The following is a 17,114-nucleotide window of genomic DNA, read 5'->3' as shown; positions in this document are numbered from 1 at the left end:
CCTATGATCGGCAGTGTACTTGCGAGGCTCATTGAGCTGCTGAGCCCCGCTTCGGGAAGCTGGCTGGTAGGAGGCAGCTGCGGACTGCTCCTGCAGGGCGTAGCGCTTTCCAGGGAACCGCGGGACCTGGATCTCTATGCCGACGAGCCCTTGGTGGCGGAAATCTATAATAAGCTGTCCACCTTTGCGGTGGATGGACCCGCATTCAGCCGCACGGACAGATATGAATCGACCTTGAGCCATTTTCTTATCGATAATGCAACAGTGGAGCTGGTAGGAGGCTTTAAAGTTCGCTCGATGGAATCCGAATACGAAGTAGAAGCGGAATGGACTGCTGCAGAATGTGCCCGCCTGTATAAGCTTGGAGGTCAAAGTCTGCTTGTCATGCCTTTAGCTCACGAATTGTTGTTCAATCTGCTTAGAGAACGGCCTGACCGCTATGTTCCGATCGCTGGCCATATGAAGGGAAATCTTTCCGAGACGGAAACACTTAAGGAACTGATAAGGCGCAATCACATTAGCAAGCGGGTAGTTAAGCAGTGTTCGGAGCTTCTCGGCGCAGTTTTGTAACCGGATGGAAAGGAGCGGGTCAGAATGGAAGCAGAAATCACTTTTCTGCCCGATAATAAGCGGATCACCGTCCGTCAGGGAACCACTCTGCTTGACGCGGCCCGGAAAGCGAAAGTGCACATCCGCACCCGTTGCGACGGCAGGGCATCCTGTTTGATGTGCAAAGTGAAGGTTAGCGAAACCTCCAACCTCGCGCCCATGGGCAAGAACGAACGATTGAAAATCGGGGAGCTGGCATCCCAGGGAATCCGCCTTGCCTGCCAAGCCAGAGCCGCGGGTGCGGTTGAAGTCACCTTGCCTGAAGATCCGTTGAAAGCGGCGGTCCGCAAGCAGCTTGCCAAACAGAAGGAAGAGGATGAGCTTTGGTGATGAAATGCGATAAAGGAATGATGAACTGTGAATCCGAGTAAGGTCCGGTTGCTGCTCCTGGGCTCAGCGGTTTTGTGTTTGGTGGCGTTATCCGGTTGTATGTATCCCAAGGAAATGCGTAAAGAAAACACCGTCGCAGCAGGAGAGTACGCGATAGTTGTGCAGAACGCTGTGGAGAAGTACCGCAGTGCGACGGGCGTGCCGCCGATCAAGAATAAAGACGAAGATACGCCGTTATATGAAAAATATCCGGTTGATTTCAAAAAATTAAAAGAGCGCGGTTATCTCAGCAGCATCCCGGCCAACGCTTTCGAGAACGGGGGCACCGCCATCTATGTGCTGATCGATCCGGAGACGAAAACCGAGGTCAAGCTCCTGGATCTCGCAACCTACCAGCAAACGGTGGAACTGCAAAAGAAAGTAGATGATTATATTTACAAAAATAACGGGCAGCTCCCTAAAGGGGCTCCCCTCGCGATGCCGTTCTTCAGCATCGATTTCAGCAAGCTGAACATGAAAGCCGAGCAGGCGCAGAGCCCGTACACCCGCTCAGTGTACCTGCCTTTTATAGTAGACGAAACGGGCCGGGTCGGAATCGATTACTCGGTCGAGCTCATGAAGCTGATCGAAAGAAAAGGACTGCAGGGCAAGCTGGATGACAAACGGGATTTAAGGGAACTGCTCGTAGCCGAGTCTTACTATGTGCCCGTTCGCTCTTTTCCCTATCATTGGCAGAATGGCGAGCCTATGCTATCAAACCGATAAACCTACTGAAACCTGAGGTCTCTATGATTTTTTTTCAATCATAGAGATTTTTTTTGCATGTTTAGAATAAGGCGGCCGGCAGGGTCATATATTGTCTCGTAAGGCCAAACGGGTAGGAAAAAGCTTCGGAATCAAAGGATGAGGTCAAGGAGTGGATGAATTTTTTTTCTTATCAATCTTGCAAAAAGCATCATATTTAAAATCCGGCTACATATATTTCTTAGCAGTCCAAATGATGTACGAGTTTTATCGTATGCGGAAGCTAAAGGTAAAAGCCTGATGACTCGTATCGTGGCTCATGCTTCATTACACAACCTGTAGGAGGGGATCTCATTGGAGAAAGTGGATATCTTTAAGGACATTGCAGAGCGAACTGGCGGGGATATTTACCTGGGGGTCGTTGGAGCGGTCCGTACGGGAAAATCGACTTTTATCAAACGTTTTATGGAATCGATCGTGCTGCCCAACATTCAAAGCGAAGCCGAGCGCGCACGGGCGACAGACGAATTGCCTCAAAGCGCCGCCGGCCGCACGATCATGACCACGGAACCCAAGTTCGTGCCGAATAACGCCATCCGCCTGAATGTAGCGGAAGGCTTGAATGTCAATGTGCGCCTTGTAGACTGTGTCGGCTATGCAGTCGAAGGGGCCAAAGGGTATGAGGATGAGAACGGTCCGAGGATGATTACGACTCCCTGGTTTGACGAGCCTATCCCCTTCCAGGAAGCGGCGGAGATCGGGACGCGCAAAGTGATACAGGAGCATTCCACTCTGGGCGTCGTAGTAACGACCGACGGATCCATCTCGGAAATTCCGCGTTCTTCTTATGTGGAAGCGGAAGAGAGAGTTATTGCGGAGCTGAAGGAAGTCGGCAAGCCGTTTATCGTCATCGTCAATTCCTTAAAGCCAAACGGGGAAGTGGCTCAGGAGTTGAGAGGCGATCTGGCTGCAAGATACGATGTGCCTGTAGTGACAATGAGTGTCGCTAACATGGGCGAAGAAGATATGATCTCGGTGCTGCGTGAGGTACTGTATGAATTCCCCGTGCATGAAGTGAACGTCAACCTGCCGAGCTGGGTCATGGTGTTGAACGAGAAGCATTGGCTGCGCTCGCAATTTGAAAGCTCGGTTAGAGACACCGTCCAGGATATCAGGAGGCTGCGAGATGTCGGCCAGGTCGTCGACCAATTCTCCGAATATGATTTCATTGACCGCGCCGCACTCGCCGACATGAACATGGGGCAGGGCGTGGCGGAGATCGACCTGTACGCCCCCGACGAGTTATACGATAAAATCCTCATGGAAGTCGTAGGAGTCGAAATACGCGGCAAGGACCATCTGCTCCAGCTGATGCAGGACTTCGCTCATGCCAAACGCGAATACGACCAGTTTGCGGAAGCGTTGGAGATGGTCAAGACGACCGGATATGGAATAGCAGCTCCTACGCTGGCCGAGATGGCTCTCGACGAGCCGGAGCTCATCCGTCAAGGCTCACGCTTCGGAGTCAGGCTCAAAGCCAATGCTCCTTCGATCCATATGATCCGCGTCGATGTGGAGTCCGAGTTTTCCCCGATCATCGGCACGGAGAAGCAAAGCGAGGAGCTCGTGCGCTACCTGATGCAGGATTTCGAAGAGAATCCGTTAAAGATATGGGATAGCGACATCTTCGGCAGATCGCTTCATTCTATCGTCCGCGAAGGGATCCAGGGCAAGCTGGCCATGATGCCGGACAACGCCCGCTACAAGCTCCAGGAGACGCTGGGACGCATTATAAACGAAGGCTCCGGCGGATTGATCGCGATTATTCTGTAACACTGTAAAAGGTTCTGTATGCATGTTTGTACGCCCATGGCGTTACAAGCATGTTTTTTTGTGCGGAAAAGAAAGAAAAAGAGAAGCCTTGAAATGAAAAATGACGTTAATAGTCAAATTTTCCAATACCTGTGCAATGCGCAGCAATCTCACTGACAATAAGGCGTTAAAATGAATTGCGTACTTGAAATTGTAGCATGGCTGTATTACTATAGGTTTGTTATTTGCTCGGCAAAAAGGTTGATACATAAAGGAATTGAGGGCCTGACACTGAAAATGCCGCTTTTCAGGTATAATTTTTGCAGAAACGGTAAAGACAGGAAGTAACGGGCTTATCCAGTTTTTTTGGGGGGAGGTGAATCGCATGAATAAATCTGAATTAGTTGCAAAAGTAGCTGAAACCAGCGAACTTTCCAAGAAGGATGCCACTAAAGCCGTTGACGCTATCTTCGACGCCATCTCCGAAGCTCTGCAAAGCGGCGATAAAGTTCAGCTAGTCGGATTCGGAAACTTCGAAGTTCGTGAACGTTCCGCTCGTAAAGGGCGCAATCCGCAAACCGGTGAAGAAATCGAAATCCCGGCCAGCAAAATCCCGGCTTTCAAAGCGGGAAAAGCGCTGCGTGATATGGTTGAAAGCAAGTAACACCTGAACATATTCAGTACCGTACGCACATACTTAATTGTAATTTTTCACGGTAAAACGCCTTCTGAGCAGGGCGTTTTTCTCGTCCCCATGTTATTGACAAAAGCCATGCGATGGATTAGAATTTTTTTGCAGCCATGCTGCTGCAGTCAGTATCGGGGTATGGCGCAGCCTGGTAGCGCGCACCCTTGGGGTGGGTGAGGTCGCACGTTCGAATCGTGTTACTCCGATAATTTTTACAACCACAAGCGATTTCGGTGTTTTCCGACAACGAACAAGGTTGTGATCATAGTTAGCACACTTTTACTCATATAAACCGCTATCTCAATTGTATTGATTACGTTGAGGGAGTGGTTTTTTCGTGTTGATAAGTTAGGTCAAACATATTATAGTAGCAGAGATTTACCGGTATCCTGCCTGCATTGCACCGTTGGTGCTGAGACTGGATTCAGTGGGGGCTGCGTTGTCGGCTCGATCCCATGGTAGATGTCGCCAAGATGCTTCAGCACCATTACGATGGTTCTCCTCCAAACTGGCCAACGGTCTGCTCGAGGGAGTAAACAGCTTATTCCAGGCCGCTAAACGGAAAGCCCGTGGCTACCGCTCGGAAAAGAACATCATCGCCATGCTATACGTGCTGGAACCAATTCCCTTGTCCGATTTTAAAAGAGTTACTTGAGAGGTTACACACTTTATTGTACAGACCCTCCAACACCACCACCCATATTTCCGCGAGCGAAATGAATGATGTTACGTGGAGCACTCCAGCCCCAGTAGCGAAAGGTTTCCGCCGACTCCAGACCCCCTTCGGGGTACCGCTGGAACATGTACAAGCAATAAGATCCGAAAATGAGTATGACGCTGATCAACGATACGATGCTCTTTTTTTCTTGATGGGTCATGGTTTATTTAGTTATAGCTAATATTCGCCCGGCAGAAGTGTTTTTGTTGTGTCAATGATAGGAGGTTTTTTTATATTATCACCAATAAACAAATATTGACAATTATCCTTTAGGCGTATACACTTGTATACAAAAGAAGCTACGTATACATATATATACAAACTAAGGAGGCGGGTAAATGATGCGCGAAGGAGGAAAACATGGGCATAAAGGGCATCACGGTCATAACGGTCATTGGGAACACCGAGGTCATGAACATGATGTTAAAGTCGGAATACGGGATCTTTCAGAGCAGCGTTTCCAAAGCGCCCAAACCTTTCGCCGAGGCAGGGCTATCGCATTTCTGGAGAAGCTGAATGTAAAGCGTTCGACTTTATTGCAGCAGCTGAGTCAGCCTGAATACGACTCCATTAAGCAAGTTATAAGCGGTGAATTAAAAGCGGTCGATACGATCATCCAAGAGTTTATCCATACGTTTGAGCTGCGCGAAGTCTCCTACGAAAACGATAAAAAAAGGGATGGAGATGATGTGAAATATGACAACAATCGATGTGATTAAAACAGGCAGGAAGTTTAAAGTTTTTAAGCGGGATCCGATCGTCAATAGAGGTGAGCAGCTGTGTGGAAATTGAAATCGTATTTGAAGCCTTACTGGAAATGCGCTTTATTGGCGCCTGTTTTAATGCTGATTGAGGTCTGCATGGATTTGCTCCAGCCGAAGCTGATGGCGTATATCGTTAATGACGGTATCATGAAAGGTAATCTGTTTCTGATTCAAAGCACGGGACTGCAGATGATCGGGATTGCCTTTATAGGTTTAATCGGAGGTGTTGGATGTACGGTTTATTCCAGTATCGCTTCCCAAAACTTCGGAGCCGACCTAAGAAATGATTTATTCCAAAAAGTGCAAACGTTATCATTTCGTAACTTGGATCAACTGAACGCCGGTTCTCTTATTATCAGGTTGACGAATGACGTAGTGCAGGTTCAAACGTTGGTACAAATGATACTGCGTGCAATCCGATTTCCGCTGCTCGTAGTCGGCAGTCTGACGATGGCGATTGTAATTAGTCTTCGATTGACGCTAATATTAGCCTTTGCAGTTCCAGCACTATTCATCGTTTTGTTTTTCCTGATTCGGCTTTCCTTTCCGCTTTTCTCCAAAGTCCAATCCAGGCTGGATCGCGTAAACACGGTGATACAAGAAAATTTATCCGGGATCCGGGTAGTTAAATCGTTTGTCCGGTCAGATTACGAGCGCACAAGGTTTGCCCATGCTAACAGGGATTTTACGGAAATCGCGGTCAAAGCTTCCAGAACCGCAGCTTTAAACATACCGGTCATGATGTTGATTATGAATGTCAGCATCGTAGCCGTACTGTGGTACGGAGGAGTACAGACCTGGAACGGAAGCCTTTCTGTCGGCGATCTGATTGCATTTACCAACTATGTGATACAATTGCTCTTTGCGATGCTCATGCTCGGAAATATGCTGTCGTTCGTTTCCCGCGCCCAGGCATCCGCAGAGAGGATTAATGATGCGTTGGTCATTGAGCCCGAGATCAAGGATTCGAGGAAGCCTGTCCTGGGAGAAGCCTTCCATTCGGGACAGTTGATATTTGAGAACGTTTGCTTTGCCTACGATAACGGACAAAAGGATTTTGTTCTGCATGATATATGCTTTCGGGCGGAGCCCGGCCAGACTATCGCGATCTTGGGTGCTACCGGGGCCGGCAAGTCTTCTATGGTCAATTTAATCCCCCGATTCTACGATACGACAAGCGGCAGAGTGCTGATTGACGGCTCCGACGTAAGGGATATTCCGCTGGACCTTCTTAGAAGCCGAATCGGGATTGTGCAGCAGCAATCCATACTGTTCACCGGAAAGATCCGGGATAACATTCGTTTCGGAAAGCCTGATGCCGCTCAGGAAGAAGTAGAGGCTGCCGCCAAAGCCGCTGAGGCTCATTCCTTCATCATGCACTTGCCGGACGGTTATGATACAGAGCTCGGTCAAAGAGGAATAAATTTATCCGGGGGCCAGAAGCAGCGGATTGCAATTGCAAGGGCTCTGCTGATGCGTCCCAAACTATTGATCCTCGACGACAGTACCAACGCGTTGGATCTAGGAACGGAGTCGAGAATTCAGAAATCATTCAAAGAACTAATGAAGCAAAACACTAAACTCATCATCGCTCAGCGTATTACATCGGTTATTGATGCGGATAAAATCCTTGTTCTTGAACATGGGAGAATAGTGGCCGAAGGCACCCACGATGAACTTCTCAGGAGCAGTCCGATCTATCAAGATATTTATCGCTCTCAATGGAAAGAGGAGGAGCTAGCCTATGTCAGAGCGCGTTAACCGAACTCAGCCCGATTCCATGCAGCCACAGAGCAGCCCGATCGGGATAGGCGGCGGACCCGGCAGGTTCATAGGTCCCAAGGTGCGGCCTCAAAATACTTACTCAACTGTAAAAAGACTGTGGGTCTATTTAGGCAGGCAGCGGGCCGGATTGCTGATCGTCGCTCTTTTAACAATGCTGAGCTCCATCATCGGGCTTGTCGGCCCTTATTTAATGGGAAGAGCCGTCGATGCATATATTATCCCGAAAGATTATACGGGTCTTGTATGGTTATGCTTATTGTTGCTTGGCTTTTATTTGCTTGGCACCTTTTTTTCATGGATGCAATCCTACGTAATGGCAGGTGTATCCGGACGGACGGTGCAGGAACTGCGTAATGACATATTTGAGAATTTTCAGCAGCTGCCGATCAAATTTTTCGATGGCCGCCCCCATGGCGAACTGATGAGCCGCGCTACGAATGATATAGAGAATGTATCAAATTCCTTGAATCAAAGTGTTATTCAACTGCTTACCAGTGTCATTACACTTACCGGCTCGCTCGTTATGATGCTCCGATTGAACCTGTTTCTAACTTTTGTCAGCCTGGCAAGTATTCCGCTTGTCTTATCCGCGACCAAAAAGATCTCAAGTCTCACCCGAAATTATTTCAAAGGACAGCAGCAGCACTTAGGAGAACTGAACGGATTTATAGAGGAGACGATCGGAGGTCAAAAAGCTGTAAAAGCATTTCGCCGCGAAGCCGAAGCCGTCAAACAATTTCAAGAGATCAACCAAAGACTGAATCGTGTTGGAATCAAAGCTCAAATTGTATCCGGCATGGTCGGTCCGGTCATGAACTTCGTCAATAATCTGAGTTTTGCCTTCATCGCGGCCGCAGGGGGCTGGATGGCGTTCCACGATTGGACGACGATCGGCGTTATCGTCAGCTTCTTAAATTATTCGAAACAATTCAACCGGCCGATCAACGAATTGGCAAATCAATATAATATGATTCAATCCGCCGTTGCCGGAGCCGAACGTGTCTTTGAAATATTGGATTTGGAATCCGAATACAGAGAGGATGGGGAGAAGCGAGCTTGCCGCGAACTGAGAGGCGAAGTCGGGTTTCATGAGGTTTCCTTTAGCTATAAAATGGAGTCGCCTATTTTGAAGCAAGTCTCCTTTATTGCGGTCCCCGGTGATAAGATTGCTTTGGTCGGGCCGACGGGAGCCGGCAAGACGACCATTGTCAACCTGTTAACCCGTTTTTACGACGTTGATGAAGGCGCCATTACGATTGATGGCGTCGACATCCGGAGCATGGACAAGAGCAGCTTGCGCAGTAAGCTTGGAATGGTTCTCCAGGACGCTTACGTGTTTTCCGGCAGTATTCGTGAGAACATACGATACGGCCGCCTGGACGCAACGGACGAAGAAGTCGAGACTGCGGCTAAGCTGGCTAATGCGCATGGTTTTATCAACAGGCTGCCGCATGGCTATGACACTATTCTGACTGCAGAAGGCAGCAATTTGAGCCACGGGCAGCGCCAGCTGATTACCATTGCCAGGACGATTCTGGCCGATCCCGCCATTCTGATTCTGGATGAAGCAACCAGCAGTGTCGATACGCGCACGGAAATGCACATACAAGAAGCGATGAAAAACCTGATGAAAGGCCGCACGAGCTTTGTGATTGCCCATCGTTTAAACACTATTCAGGATGCCGATATGATCGTGGTGCTAAACAGCGGCGAAATTGTCGAAAAGGGAACGCATCTCCAGCTTTTGGAGGCTCAAGGCTTCTATTATGAATTGTATACAAGCCAGTTTCAAAGAGCAGTATAGGAGGTTAAAGACGGAATGGCCGCCTGAGAGGCGCTCTTCCGTTTGACAACAGACTTATTTTTTAGCATGATTGAAGGTATACGAAAAGACAGTTGTCAAACGGAGGGTTACCATGGACCAAGAGGGCGATTATTTTGTGATTAAGGCCAGGGAAAGCGGAGTTCACGTGATCGGACTTACACGGGGCAATGACACCAGGTTTCACCATACAGAGAAACTGGACAAGGGCGAGGTCATGCTCGCGCAGTTTACACAGCATACTTCTGCAGTGAAAATAAGAGGGAAAGCTACAATTTACACAAAATACGGAATCATTAACACGGAAGAATAATTTCCGTCAGCGCAGGCATAGCCTGCTTTTTTTCTTTGTACAATGGTGGTAGGAGTCTGTCCGGCGGATTGCATTTACGTCAGTCAGACTTATAGAACCTACGCCAGGAGGTTTTCCGCCAATGAAAGGAACCGCCCGTATTCTGGTTACCGTCATTCTATCCGGTCTCGTCGCCGCCCTTTTGTCCTATTTGCCGCAGTTTGAGCAGGGCCGGTCCCAAGGCAAGCTTGCTCTTTCCGTGTTCAAAAAAACGGGGGCCCAGCAGTTGAATCAGCAAAATATAGTTGATATAATGATCGAGTTACCTTTACAGCTGAGGATTCGCAAGGTGGAACTGAGCCGGGGCATCCTTTCCATTGATTTGAACATCTCTTCCTCGACGGAATCGGGCACGGTCTACAAGGATTTATACCAAATTGCCTTCTTCGCGCTGAAAGACACCTCGAATGTGACGCAGGTACTCGTTCGAGGATTGGACGCTTCCCACGCCGCCGTGAATCCGACCGGACAATTGTTGATTGCGATGGACGCCAGAAGGGAAGATATTCCGGCCGGCCAGGCTGCTGTTAAAGCTGATAATGCTGCGCTGCTCCGGCAGTTCGTGCAGAATCATTTTCGGGTGACTACAACGTCAAGATGGAACGAACGCTACAACGGGGAATAGTTACGAAAATGGATGCTGATGTGATATAATAGTTTAAATATATAGGACGGGTGTAGCCCGTAAGCTGCTATCAGGTTCGGAGGCATCGTATGAACGGTTATGAAGTCCCACAGATCGCCAAAAAATATACGGAATACGACATGATTCAAATTCACACTGACCTGCCTCCTTTTCCGGATATTCGGACCCGGCTGCTGTACTCTTTCCTGAGCAGCGAATCAGGCGCAGCCCAGAGCGAGCTGCTCTCGCTGGCCACTTCGCTCATGCAGCTTGGAACGGATACGCACGACCTGGTGTCCAACGACAAAGAGGAGAACGGGCAAGTCGCACTGCGCTCCAAACAGTTGAAAGTACTGGCCGGCGATTATTTCAGCGCCCGGTTTTACCATATTCTTGCGCAATCGGGTCAGATCGGGATGATCAAGGCGCTCGCGCAGAACATATGCGAAGTGAACCGCCAGAAGATGAGCCTGTACTTGACAATGAAAACTTTAAAGCTGACCGCTGAGGAATATATCCAGCGTTCCGTGCAAATCCGCAGCCAGCTTTACCTGTCTTTTACCGGTCTGCTGAAGGGAAAGGCCTCCTCGCTCTGGCCGGAGATCGTGCAGGCATTCGTCAAAGGGGAATTCCTGCTCCAGGAGCTGTTCAGGACGCAGGCGGCGGGGGATTTCAAAGAGAGCTGGGGTTTCTGGCATGTCCTTCAGAACGGGGCCAAAGAGGACAGGAAGCTGCTTCAAAGCCAGGAACTGGAGCCGGGCCGTATCAGAACGATTTTAATGAAGTACCATATTCCGGGACAGCTTTATCAACTTCTGGACGATCATATCAAAGGGCTGGCGGCCAAAGTCAAGCAGCTGGAGCCGGACAGGCTGGCCGGGGAGCTTGCCGCGCTGTACGAGCCTTTTACGCATTATCTATCGTCTTTAAAAGTGCAGGAAGAAATATGAGGTGGACATCCGATGGAGTTCAAGGCGGAGAAATCTAAAGAAGAGTTTGTGCACTCTGTATTCCAGAGCATCGCGACCAAATACGATTTGATGAATGACATTCTAAGCTTTAGACGGCACAAAGCCTGGAGAAAGTTCACTATGAAGAAGATGAACGTTAAGCCGGGCGAAAGTGCAATCGATCTATGCTGCGGAACCTGCGACTGGACGTTGGCCATAGCCGAACAAAGCCGTACAGGCCGGATTGTCGGCCTCGACTTTAGCGAGAATATGCTGGCGGTAGGGGCTGTCAAGGTAAAGGGAGCGGGGCTCGACAAGCAGATACAGTTAGTCCACGGCAACGCGATGAGCCTTCCTTTTGAAGACAATTCGTTCGATTACGCTACGATCGGGCTAGCGCTCCGCAACGTACCTGATCTGGTGAAAGTGATTGAGGAGATGCAGCGGGTGGTCAAACCCGGAGGGATGGTCGTTTCGCTGGAGCTTTCCAAACCGACCTGGCAGCCGTTCAAGGGCATTTATTATTTTTATTTCCGCCGAATTCTTCCCTTTCTTGGCAAGCTGATTGCCAACAAGTACGAGCAGTACCGCTGGCTGCCCGAATCGCTTGTTCATTTTCCCGACCACAAGCAGCTGGCGCAAATCTTCAGGGACACCGGCCTTCAGAACGTGGCGGCTTTTCCTTTGACCGGCGGCATAGCGGCTCTACATATCGGGTACAAAGCAGGCCGTCGTTCAGACGAGTAAAAATCGGGAGCGGTAAACATGTTGTTGAAAAAAATAAAAATCTTTCTGGAAATGATCAAAATCGAGCATACCGTGTTTGCTTTGCCTTTTGCCTACATGGGGGCCTTGTTGGGTTCTGTCGTGCTGACAGGGAAGCTTCCCGCTTGGGCGCAGATCGGCTGGATCACTCTCGCGATGGTGGGGGCTCGAAGTGCGGCGATGGGCTTGAACCGCCTCATCGATAAAGCGATAGACCACAAAAATCCCAGAACGGCCGGACGGGCTTTACCCGCAGGTCTTTTGTCGTCCAAAGAAACCTTGATCTTCATTATCGTTTCTTTTATAGCTCTGTTTATCGCCTCTTATCATTTGAATCCGCTCTGCATGAAGCTGATGCCGATCGCGGTTTTTTGCCTTGTGGCCTACTCTTTCACGAAACGGTTCACCTGGTTATGCCATTTGTTCTTGGGGTTGACGATCGGCCTCGCTCCCTTGGGCGGCTGGATTGCCGTAACGGGCAAGTTCACTTTGGCTTCGATCATATTTTATGTGGCGGTAGCTTTCTGGATAGGCGGATTTGACATCATTTACGCCACGCAGGACGAGGAGCACGACCGCAATGAGGGATTGTATTCCATACCGAGCCGCTTCGGAATCGGAACAGCTTTATTTCTGGCCAGAGGATTTCATTTCGTGACGGCGGCCGGTTTGATCTCTTTGTTCTTTTTGACCGGGCTTAGCTGGTGGTACCTTGCCGGAGTGGTCATATCTTACGGGATCCTGATGTACGAACACAGCATCGTTTCGCCGCAAAATATGTCCAAGCTGCAAACCGCGTTTTTCACGATGAACGGTGTGCTCAGTATCGTCATGTTCGTTTTTACATTCATCGATTTGGTGATCCGTTATGCGTAAAAAACCTTGGGTTATCGGCATTACCGGAGCCAGCGGAGCAATCTATGGCGTAAGGCTGTGCCGTTATTTGCTGTCTGCAGGCCATAACCTCCATTTGATTATTACGGAGGCAGGCTGGAGGGTGCTGAAGGAAGAACTGGGCTGGGACGCCGCCCGCAGAAAGGAATCGCTGGAGAGGCATATGGGCGGCGAGCATGGCAGTTGCATCTATCATCCGATCGGCGATATCGGAGCGGGCACGGCCAGCGGTTCTTTTGTGACCGCAGGAATGGTGGTGGTTCCCTGTTCCATGGGCACGATCTCTGCTTTGGCGCACGGCAGCTCCGCGAACCTGCTTCAGCGTACGGCGGACGTCATGCTGAAAGAAGGGCGCAGGCTGATCCTGATGCCCAGGGAAACCCCGCTGCACGCGATCCATTTGGACAATATGCTGACCCTTGCGAGAACCGGAGCGCGAATCATTCCCGCAATGCCGGCCTTCTATAATAAGCCCCAATCGATCGATGAAATGGTGGATTTTCTTGTAGGCAAAGTGTTGGACAGCATGGACATCGAGCATGATCTCTATAGAAGATGGGGAGACAAAGATGAACAACACAGATAGTATCATTCGAATCGGCAAGATCAATTATACGAACGCATGGCCTATGTATCATTATTTTCCAATGGAGGGCCTGCACGGCCTGACGGAATTCGATTCCCAGGTACCCACAGGGCTTAACAAGGCGCTGGCTGCCGGGGAGATCGATATGGGGCCGATTTCTTCGTTCTCATATGGGGAGCATTTTGAACATTATATGATGTATCCCAATCTTTCCGTGAGCGCGAAGAACAAAGTCAATTCCATCCTCTTGTTTCACCGGGAACCGCTTGAGGTTATTAAGGATGGTCGATTTGCGCTTCCCACGACTTCAGCCACTTCCGTCCATCTGCTAAAAATTTTGCTGCAAAAGTTTTACGGAGGCTCGCCCCATTATGAATATGCTTCCCCGTCGCTGCATGATATGATAAAAGGAATGGACGGCGCTTTGCTGATCGGGGACGACGCCATTAAAGCAAGCTGGGAAGACCACGGTTATTTGGTGACGGATTTAGGGGAAGAATGGAAGAAGCAAACGGGCCGGGGCATGACCTTTGCCGTATGGGCCGTCAGGAAGGATACGATCGGCCGCCACCCCGGGACGATTGCCGCAATCTACAAAGCTTTTATCCACAGCAAGCAAGCTTCCAAGGAAGAGCCGCTGTCCCTGATCCATGAAGCGATGGCCAAAGTAGGCGGGACGGAACAATATTGGAGACATTACTTCTCCCAATTGACCCACGATTTTGGCCAAGAGCAGGCGGCCGGCTTGGAGCTGTATTATAAATATGCTTGGGAGCTGGGTTTTCTTCCCCGGCGGGTCCCTCTGCAAATATGGTCTAATGACTCCTTATAACAGGTGAACGCATGAAATTATTGGATTTGTACGCAAGAATGAGAAAAGACATAGCGTTGGTGGAGAATGAACTGGAAAAGAGCGTTTATTCGGAGCATCCGACGCTGCGCCAGACATCTGTCCACCTGCTGAAAGCGGGAGGGAAGAGAATCCGCCCCGTTTTTGTACTGCTCGCAGGACAGTTCGGCAAATATGATGTGCAGAGGATCAAGAATGTGGCGGTGGCCTTGGAGCTCATTCATATGGCGACGCTAGTGCATGACGATGTTATTGACGGAGCGGATACAAGACGCGGGGAACTGACGGTGAAGTCCAAATGGGATAACCGGATTGCGATGTACACCGGCGACTATATTTTTGCCAAGGCTCTAGGGGTAGTGACCGAACTGCCGGACCAGACTATACACCGGATTATGTCCAAAGCCATCGTAGAGATGTGCATCGGCGAAATGGAACAGATCCGCTGCTTCTTTCAGGCGGACCAGTCGATCCGCGATTATCTGCTGCGCGTAAAGAGGAAGACGGCCCTTCTGATCGCCATCGCGTGCCAGCTCGGCGCCGTGGCGGCGGAAGCTGACGAGAAGACCGTCAACAAACTCTACTCTTTCGGCTATAATGTCGGGATGGCATACCAGATCCGGGATGACATTCTGGACCTGAACGGTACGCTAGATCAGCTTGGCAAGCCTCCGGGAAGCGATATCCGGCAAGGGAATATTACACTTCCGGTCATTTTCGCGCTGCAGGAACCCGATCTTCGCCAACCGCTGCTGTCCGAGCTGGCCAAGATTCAAGACGGTCAAAGCGATGCGGGGGCGGAAAGCGTTATAGCCATCGTGAGGCGGAGCGAAGGAATCCGGAGGGCGGACGAGCTTGCGACAAAGTACATAAACAAAGCGCTTTCGGCTTTGGACTCGCTCCCAAATGTGCAGGCCAGGCAGGATTTGGTGAATATCGCGCATTTTATCGGCAGCCGCTCTTATTGATCACGCCTTTTGATCAGGGAAAGGCTTTCATTTTTTCCCGGGAGGGTGGTATACTGTTAAAGGTTGGACAGCCTTGGCAGGCTATCCATCCCGACAAGCATCTGCAGGTTAATAAAGAGTCATATTATTTGGAGGCGTTAATTGATGGAAAGAACTTATTTAATGATCAAGCCGGACGGAGTTCAACGCGGATTAATCGGAGAGATCGTGAAGAGGTTTGAGCAAAAGGGTTTTCAGCTTGCCGCAAGCAAGCTTATGGTCGTCACAAAGGAGCAGGCCGAATTTCACTACGAAGAGCACCAAGGCAAGCCGTTCTATGACGGTCTGATCTCTTTCATCACATCCGGCCCGGTTTTTGCTATGGTGTGGCAGGGGGATCAGGTGATCACGCTGTCGAGGACGTTGATGGGCAAAACGAATACTTTGGACGCCATTCCGGGAACGATCCGCGGAGATTTTGCAGTACATACGGGAATGAACCTTATCCACGGCTCCGATTCTCCCGAAAGCGCAGAGCGTGAAATCAACAACTTTTTCCGCAAGGAAGAAATCGTGGAGTACAATCGCGTCATCAGCCAGTGGATTTAGTACTTAAGAACAAGGCTCCCTCTGCCGATATAGAATGCGAGAAACAGCATATAACATAAGGTGGGGGAGCCGTTGGCAGTACAGCAGGAAGAACTCGATTTTCAGGATTTTGTCCGCAAGTTTCACCGTTTTACAAATATAGATTTATCCCAATATAAAGAAGCCCAGATGAAGCGCAGATTGACTACTCTCAGGACAAAAAACGGGTTTAGCACCTTTGCCTCATACTATGACGAATTAATTAAGGATAAAGCGCTGCTCTATGAATTTTTGGACCGGATGACGATCAACGTGTCCGAATTCTGGAGGAATCCAAACCGTTGGCAAGTGTTTAGAGATAAACTGATTCCCGAGATGGCGCACAAAAGCAAGAAGCTGAAAATTTGGAGCGCAGCCTGTTCGACCGGAGAAGAGCCCTATACGATCGCGATGATTCTTGCGGAAAAGCAGCTTCTTTCATCGGCTTATCTGCTGGCAACCGACATCGACGCAGGCGCGTTGGAGAAGTCGAACGAGGGAGTTTATCTCGCACGTTCGCTGAAGGAGGTTCCGGAGCCGTATCTTAAGAAGTATTTTCGAGAGGTCGGAGCGACGTACCATATCAGCGGGGAATTGAAGCGTTCGGTGAATTTCCGCAGGCAGAATCTTCTGGTGGACCCGTTCGAAAGCGGATTCGATTTAATCGTGTGCAGGAACGTGACGATTTATTTTACGGAAGAGGCAAAGCACCAGTTATATCACAAATTCGCCAAGGCGTTAAAGCCGGATGGGCTGCTTTTCGTGGGCAGCACGGAGCAAATCTTCAGTCCGGCACAATATGGCCTGCAGCCGGCGGAAACGTTCTTTTACAGGAAAATAAACGCGTAATGGCGCATGTATATCTTTTTCCATAAATTCCTATACTAAGGCTACAACACAAGCCGGAAGGATAGGAGGGCAAGCCCGTGGATAAAAGAAAAGTGATTACAGCCTACCGCAGGGGATTGATTACAATTCAGGAGTGCGCGCAAATACTGGGCATTGACTCTGTCCAAATCATGGGACTGGTGAATGACCACGCGCAGAACGACGCATCGAAGAACAGAAAACAGCCTATAACCGGTTAAAAGGAAGCGGCCGTTTTTTCAAGCACGCTATTCGGGATTCCGAACGGCGTGTTTTTTAGTGCCGGCAATCATTCGATGCCATTTCTTTGGATTGTCAAATAGATGGACCTATACTATAATCAGTACATATCTATTAATACTTAAAAGCGCTAAAGCGT

General features: G+C 49.5%; 19 protein-coding genes, 1 tRNA gene and 1 pseudogene. All 21 read left to right on the top strand.

The window, feature by feature from the left end; translation table 11 throughout:
* Positions 1 to 3 precede the first annotated feature (3 nt).
* The 21 genes and pseudogenes from ACZ5N7_RS07360 to ACZ5N7_RS07260 all read left to right on the top strand — a co-directional run bounded on the left by ACZ5N7_RS07360 (position 4) and on the right by ACZ5N7_RS07260 (position 16,956).
* On the top strand, positions 4 to 570 hold the full coding sequence (locus ACZ5N7_RS07360) for a nucleotidyltransferase family protein (protein ID WP_464658455.1): 567 nt from the start codon (positions 4 to 6) through the stop codon (positions 568 to 570).
* Between the two features lie 24 nt (positions 571 to 594).
* The gene (locus tag ACZ5N7_RS07355; protein ID WP_464658454.1) at positions 595 to 939 is read left to right on the top strand and encodes a 2Fe-2S iron-sulfur cluster-binding protein; all 345 of its coding nucleotides are present in this window, start codon (positions 595 to 597) and stop codon (positions 937 to 939) included.
* A gap of 27 nt (positions 940 to 966) precedes the next feature.
* Positions 967 to 1,704 (top strand): hypothetical protein, encoded by a 738-nt coding sequence (locus ACZ5N7_RS07350; protein ID WP_464658453.1) that lies wholly within the window; start codon positions 967 to 969, stop codon positions 1,702 to 1,704.
* Positions 1,705 to 2,037: 333 nt separating this feature from the next.
* Complete coding sequence (gene spoIVA / locus ACZ5N7_RS07345) at positions 2,038 to 3,516, top strand: stage IV sporulation protein A (protein ID WP_464658452.1); 1,479 nt, start codon at positions 2,038 to 2,040, stop codon at positions 3,514 to 3,516.
* Between the two features lie 364 nt (positions 3,517 to 3,880).
* Positions 3,881 to 4,159 (top strand): HU family DNA-binding protein, encoded by a 279-nt coding sequence (locus tag ACZ5N7_RS07340; RefSeq protein ID WP_464658451.1) that lies wholly within the window; start codon positions 3,881 to 3,883, stop codon positions 4,157 to 4,159.
* A 156-nt stretch (positions 4,160 to 4,315) separates the two neighbouring features.
* Positions 4,316 to 4,389 (top strand) — tRNA-Pro (locus tag ACZ5N7_RS07335).
* A gap of 155 nt (positions 4,390 to 4,544) precedes the next feature.
* Positions 4,545 to 4,838, top strand: a pseudogene (locus ACZ5N7_RS07330) (transposase); the annotation flags it as partial.
* A 401-nt stretch (positions 4,839 to 5,239) separates the two neighbouring features.
* Positions 5,240 to 5,620: a hypothetical protein gene (locus tag ACZ5N7_RS07325; protein ID WP_464658450.1), complete on the top strand. Its 381-nt coding sequence runs from the start codon at positions 5,240 to 5,242 to the stop codon at positions 5,618 to 5,620.
* Between the two features lie 60 nt (positions 5,621 to 5,680).
* On the top strand, positions 5,681 to 7,426 hold the full coding sequence (locus tag ACZ5N7_RS07320; protein WP_464658449.1) for an ABC transporter ATP-binding protein: 1,746 nt from the start codon (positions 5,681 to 5,683) through the stop codon (positions 7,424 to 7,426).
* Entirely contained in the window at positions 7,410 to 9,254 is a 1,845-nt protein-coding gene (locus ACZ5N7_RS07315; RefSeq protein WP_464658448.1) for an ABC transporter ATP-binding protein, read from the top strand. The genes ACZ5N7_RS07320 and ACZ5N7_RS07315 overlap by 17 nt, the downstream gene beginning before the upstream one ends.
* Positions 9,255 to 9,366: 112 nt before the next feature.
* Positions 9,367 to 9,585 (top strand): trp RNA-binding attenuation protein MtrB, encoded by a 219-nt coding sequence (mtrB, locus tag ACZ5N7_RS07310; protein WP_464658447.1) that lies wholly within the window; start codon positions 9,367 to 9,369, stop codon positions 9,583 to 9,585.
* Between the two features lie 121 nt (positions 9,586 to 9,706).
* Positions 9,707 to 10,249, top strand: a complete 543-nt coding sequence (locus ACZ5N7_RS07305) for a hypothetical protein (RefSeq protein ID WP_464658446.1) — start codon at positions 9,707 to 9,709, stop codon at positions 10,247 to 10,249.
* An 89-nt stretch (positions 10,250 to 10,338) separates the two neighbouring features.
* Positions 10,339 to 11,199, top strand: a complete 861-nt coding sequence (locus ACZ5N7_RS07300; protein WP_464658445.1) for a heptaprenyl diphosphate synthase component 1 — start codon at positions 10,339 to 10,341, stop codon at positions 11,197 to 11,199.
* A gap of 12 nt (positions 11,200 to 11,211) precedes the next feature.
* Positions 11,212 to 11,946, top strand: a complete 735-nt coding sequence (locus ACZ5N7_RS07295; RefSeq protein WP_464658444.1) for a demethylmenaquinone methyltransferase — start codon at positions 11,212 to 11,214, stop codon at positions 11,944 to 11,946.
* A gap of 21 nt (positions 11,947 to 11,967) precedes the next feature.
* Positions 11,968 to 12,840, top strand: a complete 873-nt coding sequence (locus ACZ5N7_RS07290) for a UbiA-like polyprenyltransferase (protein WP_464659182.1) — start codon at positions 11,968 to 11,970, stop codon at positions 12,838 to 12,840.
* Entirely contained in the window at positions 12,833 to 13,444 is a 612-nt protein-coding gene (locus ACZ5N7_RS07285; protein WP_464658443.1) for a UbiX family flavin prenyltransferase, read from the top strand. Before ACZ5N7_RS07290 ends, ACZ5N7_RS07285 begins: the two co-directional genes overlap by 8 nt.
* Positions 13,428 to 14,276, top strand: a complete 849-nt coding sequence (locus ACZ5N7_RS07280) for a menaquinone biosynthetic enzyme MqnA/MqnD family protein (protein WP_464658442.1) — start codon at positions 13,428 to 13,430, stop codon at positions 14,274 to 14,276. The genes ACZ5N7_RS07285 and ACZ5N7_RS07280 overlap by 17 nt, the downstream gene beginning before the upstream one ends.
* Positions 14,277 to 14,287: 11 nt before the next feature.
* Positions 14,288 to 15,262, top strand: coding sequence for a heptaprenyl diphosphate synthase component II (gene hepT / locus ACZ5N7_RS07275; RefSeq protein ID WP_464658441.1), 975 nt, complete (start codon positions 14,288 to 14,290; stop codon positions 15,260 to 15,262).
* A gap of 144 nt (positions 15,263 to 15,406) precedes the next feature.
* Entirely contained in the window at positions 15,407 to 15,850 is a 444-nt protein-coding gene (gene ndk / locus ACZ5N7_RS07270; RefSeq protein WP_464658440.1) for a nucleoside-diphosphate kinase, read from the top strand.
* 72 nt (positions 15,851 to 15,922) lie between these two features.
* The gene (locus tag ACZ5N7_RS07265; protein WP_464658439.1) at positions 15,923 to 16,717 is read left to right on the top strand and encodes a CheR family methyltransferase; all 795 of its coding nucleotides are present in this window, start codon (positions 15,923 to 15,925) and stop codon (positions 16,715 to 16,717) included.
* Positions 16,718 to 16,794: 77 nt separating this feature from the next.
* On the top strand, positions 16,795 to 16,956 hold the full coding sequence (locus tag ACZ5N7_RS07260) for a hypothetical protein (protein WP_464658438.1): 162 nt from the start codon (positions 16,795 to 16,797) through the stop codon (positions 16,954 to 16,956).
* Positions 16,957 to 17,114: the final 158 nt, after the last annotated feature.

The sequence above is a fragment of the Paenibacillus sp. JCM 18996 genome (genome assembly GCF_055392555.1).
Note: the sequence above shows the minus strand (reverse complement) of the source record. Positions and strands in the feature narration are given on the sequence as shown.

What these genes read in the sequence shown, in the direction of transcription:
- ACZ5N7_RS07360 (WP_464658455.1), top strand. Translation starts at nt 4, where the DNA reads ATGATCGGCAGTGTACTTGCGAGGCTCATTGAGCTGCTGAGCCCCGCT.
- ACZ5N7_RS07340 (WP_464658451.1), top strand. Translation starts at nt 3,881, where the DNA reads ATGAATAAATCTGAATTAGTTGCAAAAGTAGCTGAAACCAGCGAACTT.
- ACZ5N7_RS07315 (WP_464658448.1), top strand. Translation starts at nt 7,410, where the DNA reads ATGTCAGAGCGCGTTAACCGAACTCAGCCCGATTCCATGCAGCCACAG.
- mtrB (WP_464658447.1), top strand. Translation starts at nt 9,367, where the DNA reads ATGGACCAAGAGGGCGATTATTTTGTGATTAAGGCCAGGGAAAGCGGA.
- ACZ5N7_RS07285 (WP_464658443.1), top strand. Translation starts at nt 12,833, where the DNA reads ATGCGTAAAAAACCTTGGGTTATCGGCATTACCGGAGCCAGCGGAGCA.
- hepT (WP_464658441.1), top strand. Translation starts at nt 14,288, where the DNA reads ATGAAATTATTGGATTTGTACGCAAGAATGAGAAAAGACATAGCGTTG.
- ACZ5N7_RS07305 (WP_464658446.1), top strand. Translation starts at nt 9,707, where the DNA reads ATGAAAGGAACCGCCCGTATTCTGGTTACCGTCATTCTATCCGGTCTC.
- ACZ5N7_RS07355 (WP_464658454.1), top strand. Translation starts at nt 595, where the DNA reads ATGGAAGCAGAAATCACTTTTCTGCCCGATAATAAGCGGATCACCGTC.
- ndk (WP_464658440.1), top strand. Translation starts at nt 15,407, where the DNA reads ATGGAAAGAACTTATTTAATGATCAAGCCGGACGGAGTTCAACGCGGA.
- ACZ5N7_RS07300 (WP_464658445.1), top strand. Translation starts at nt 10,339, where the DNA reads ATGAACGGTTATGAAGTCCCACAGATCGCCAAAAAATATACGGAATAC.
- ACZ5N7_RS07280 (WP_464658442.1), top strand. Translation starts at nt 13,428, where the DNA reads ATGAACAACACAGATAGTATCATTCGAATCGGCAAGATCAATTATACG.
- ACZ5N7_RS07325 (WP_464658450.1), top strand. Translation starts at nt 5,240, where the DNA reads ATGATGCGCGAAGGAGGAAAACATGGGCATAAAGGGCATCACGGTCAT.
- ACZ5N7_RS07295 (WP_464658444.1), top strand. Translation starts at nt 11,212, where the DNA reads ATGGAGTTCAAGGCGGAGAAATCTAAAGAAGAGTTTGTGCACTCTGTA.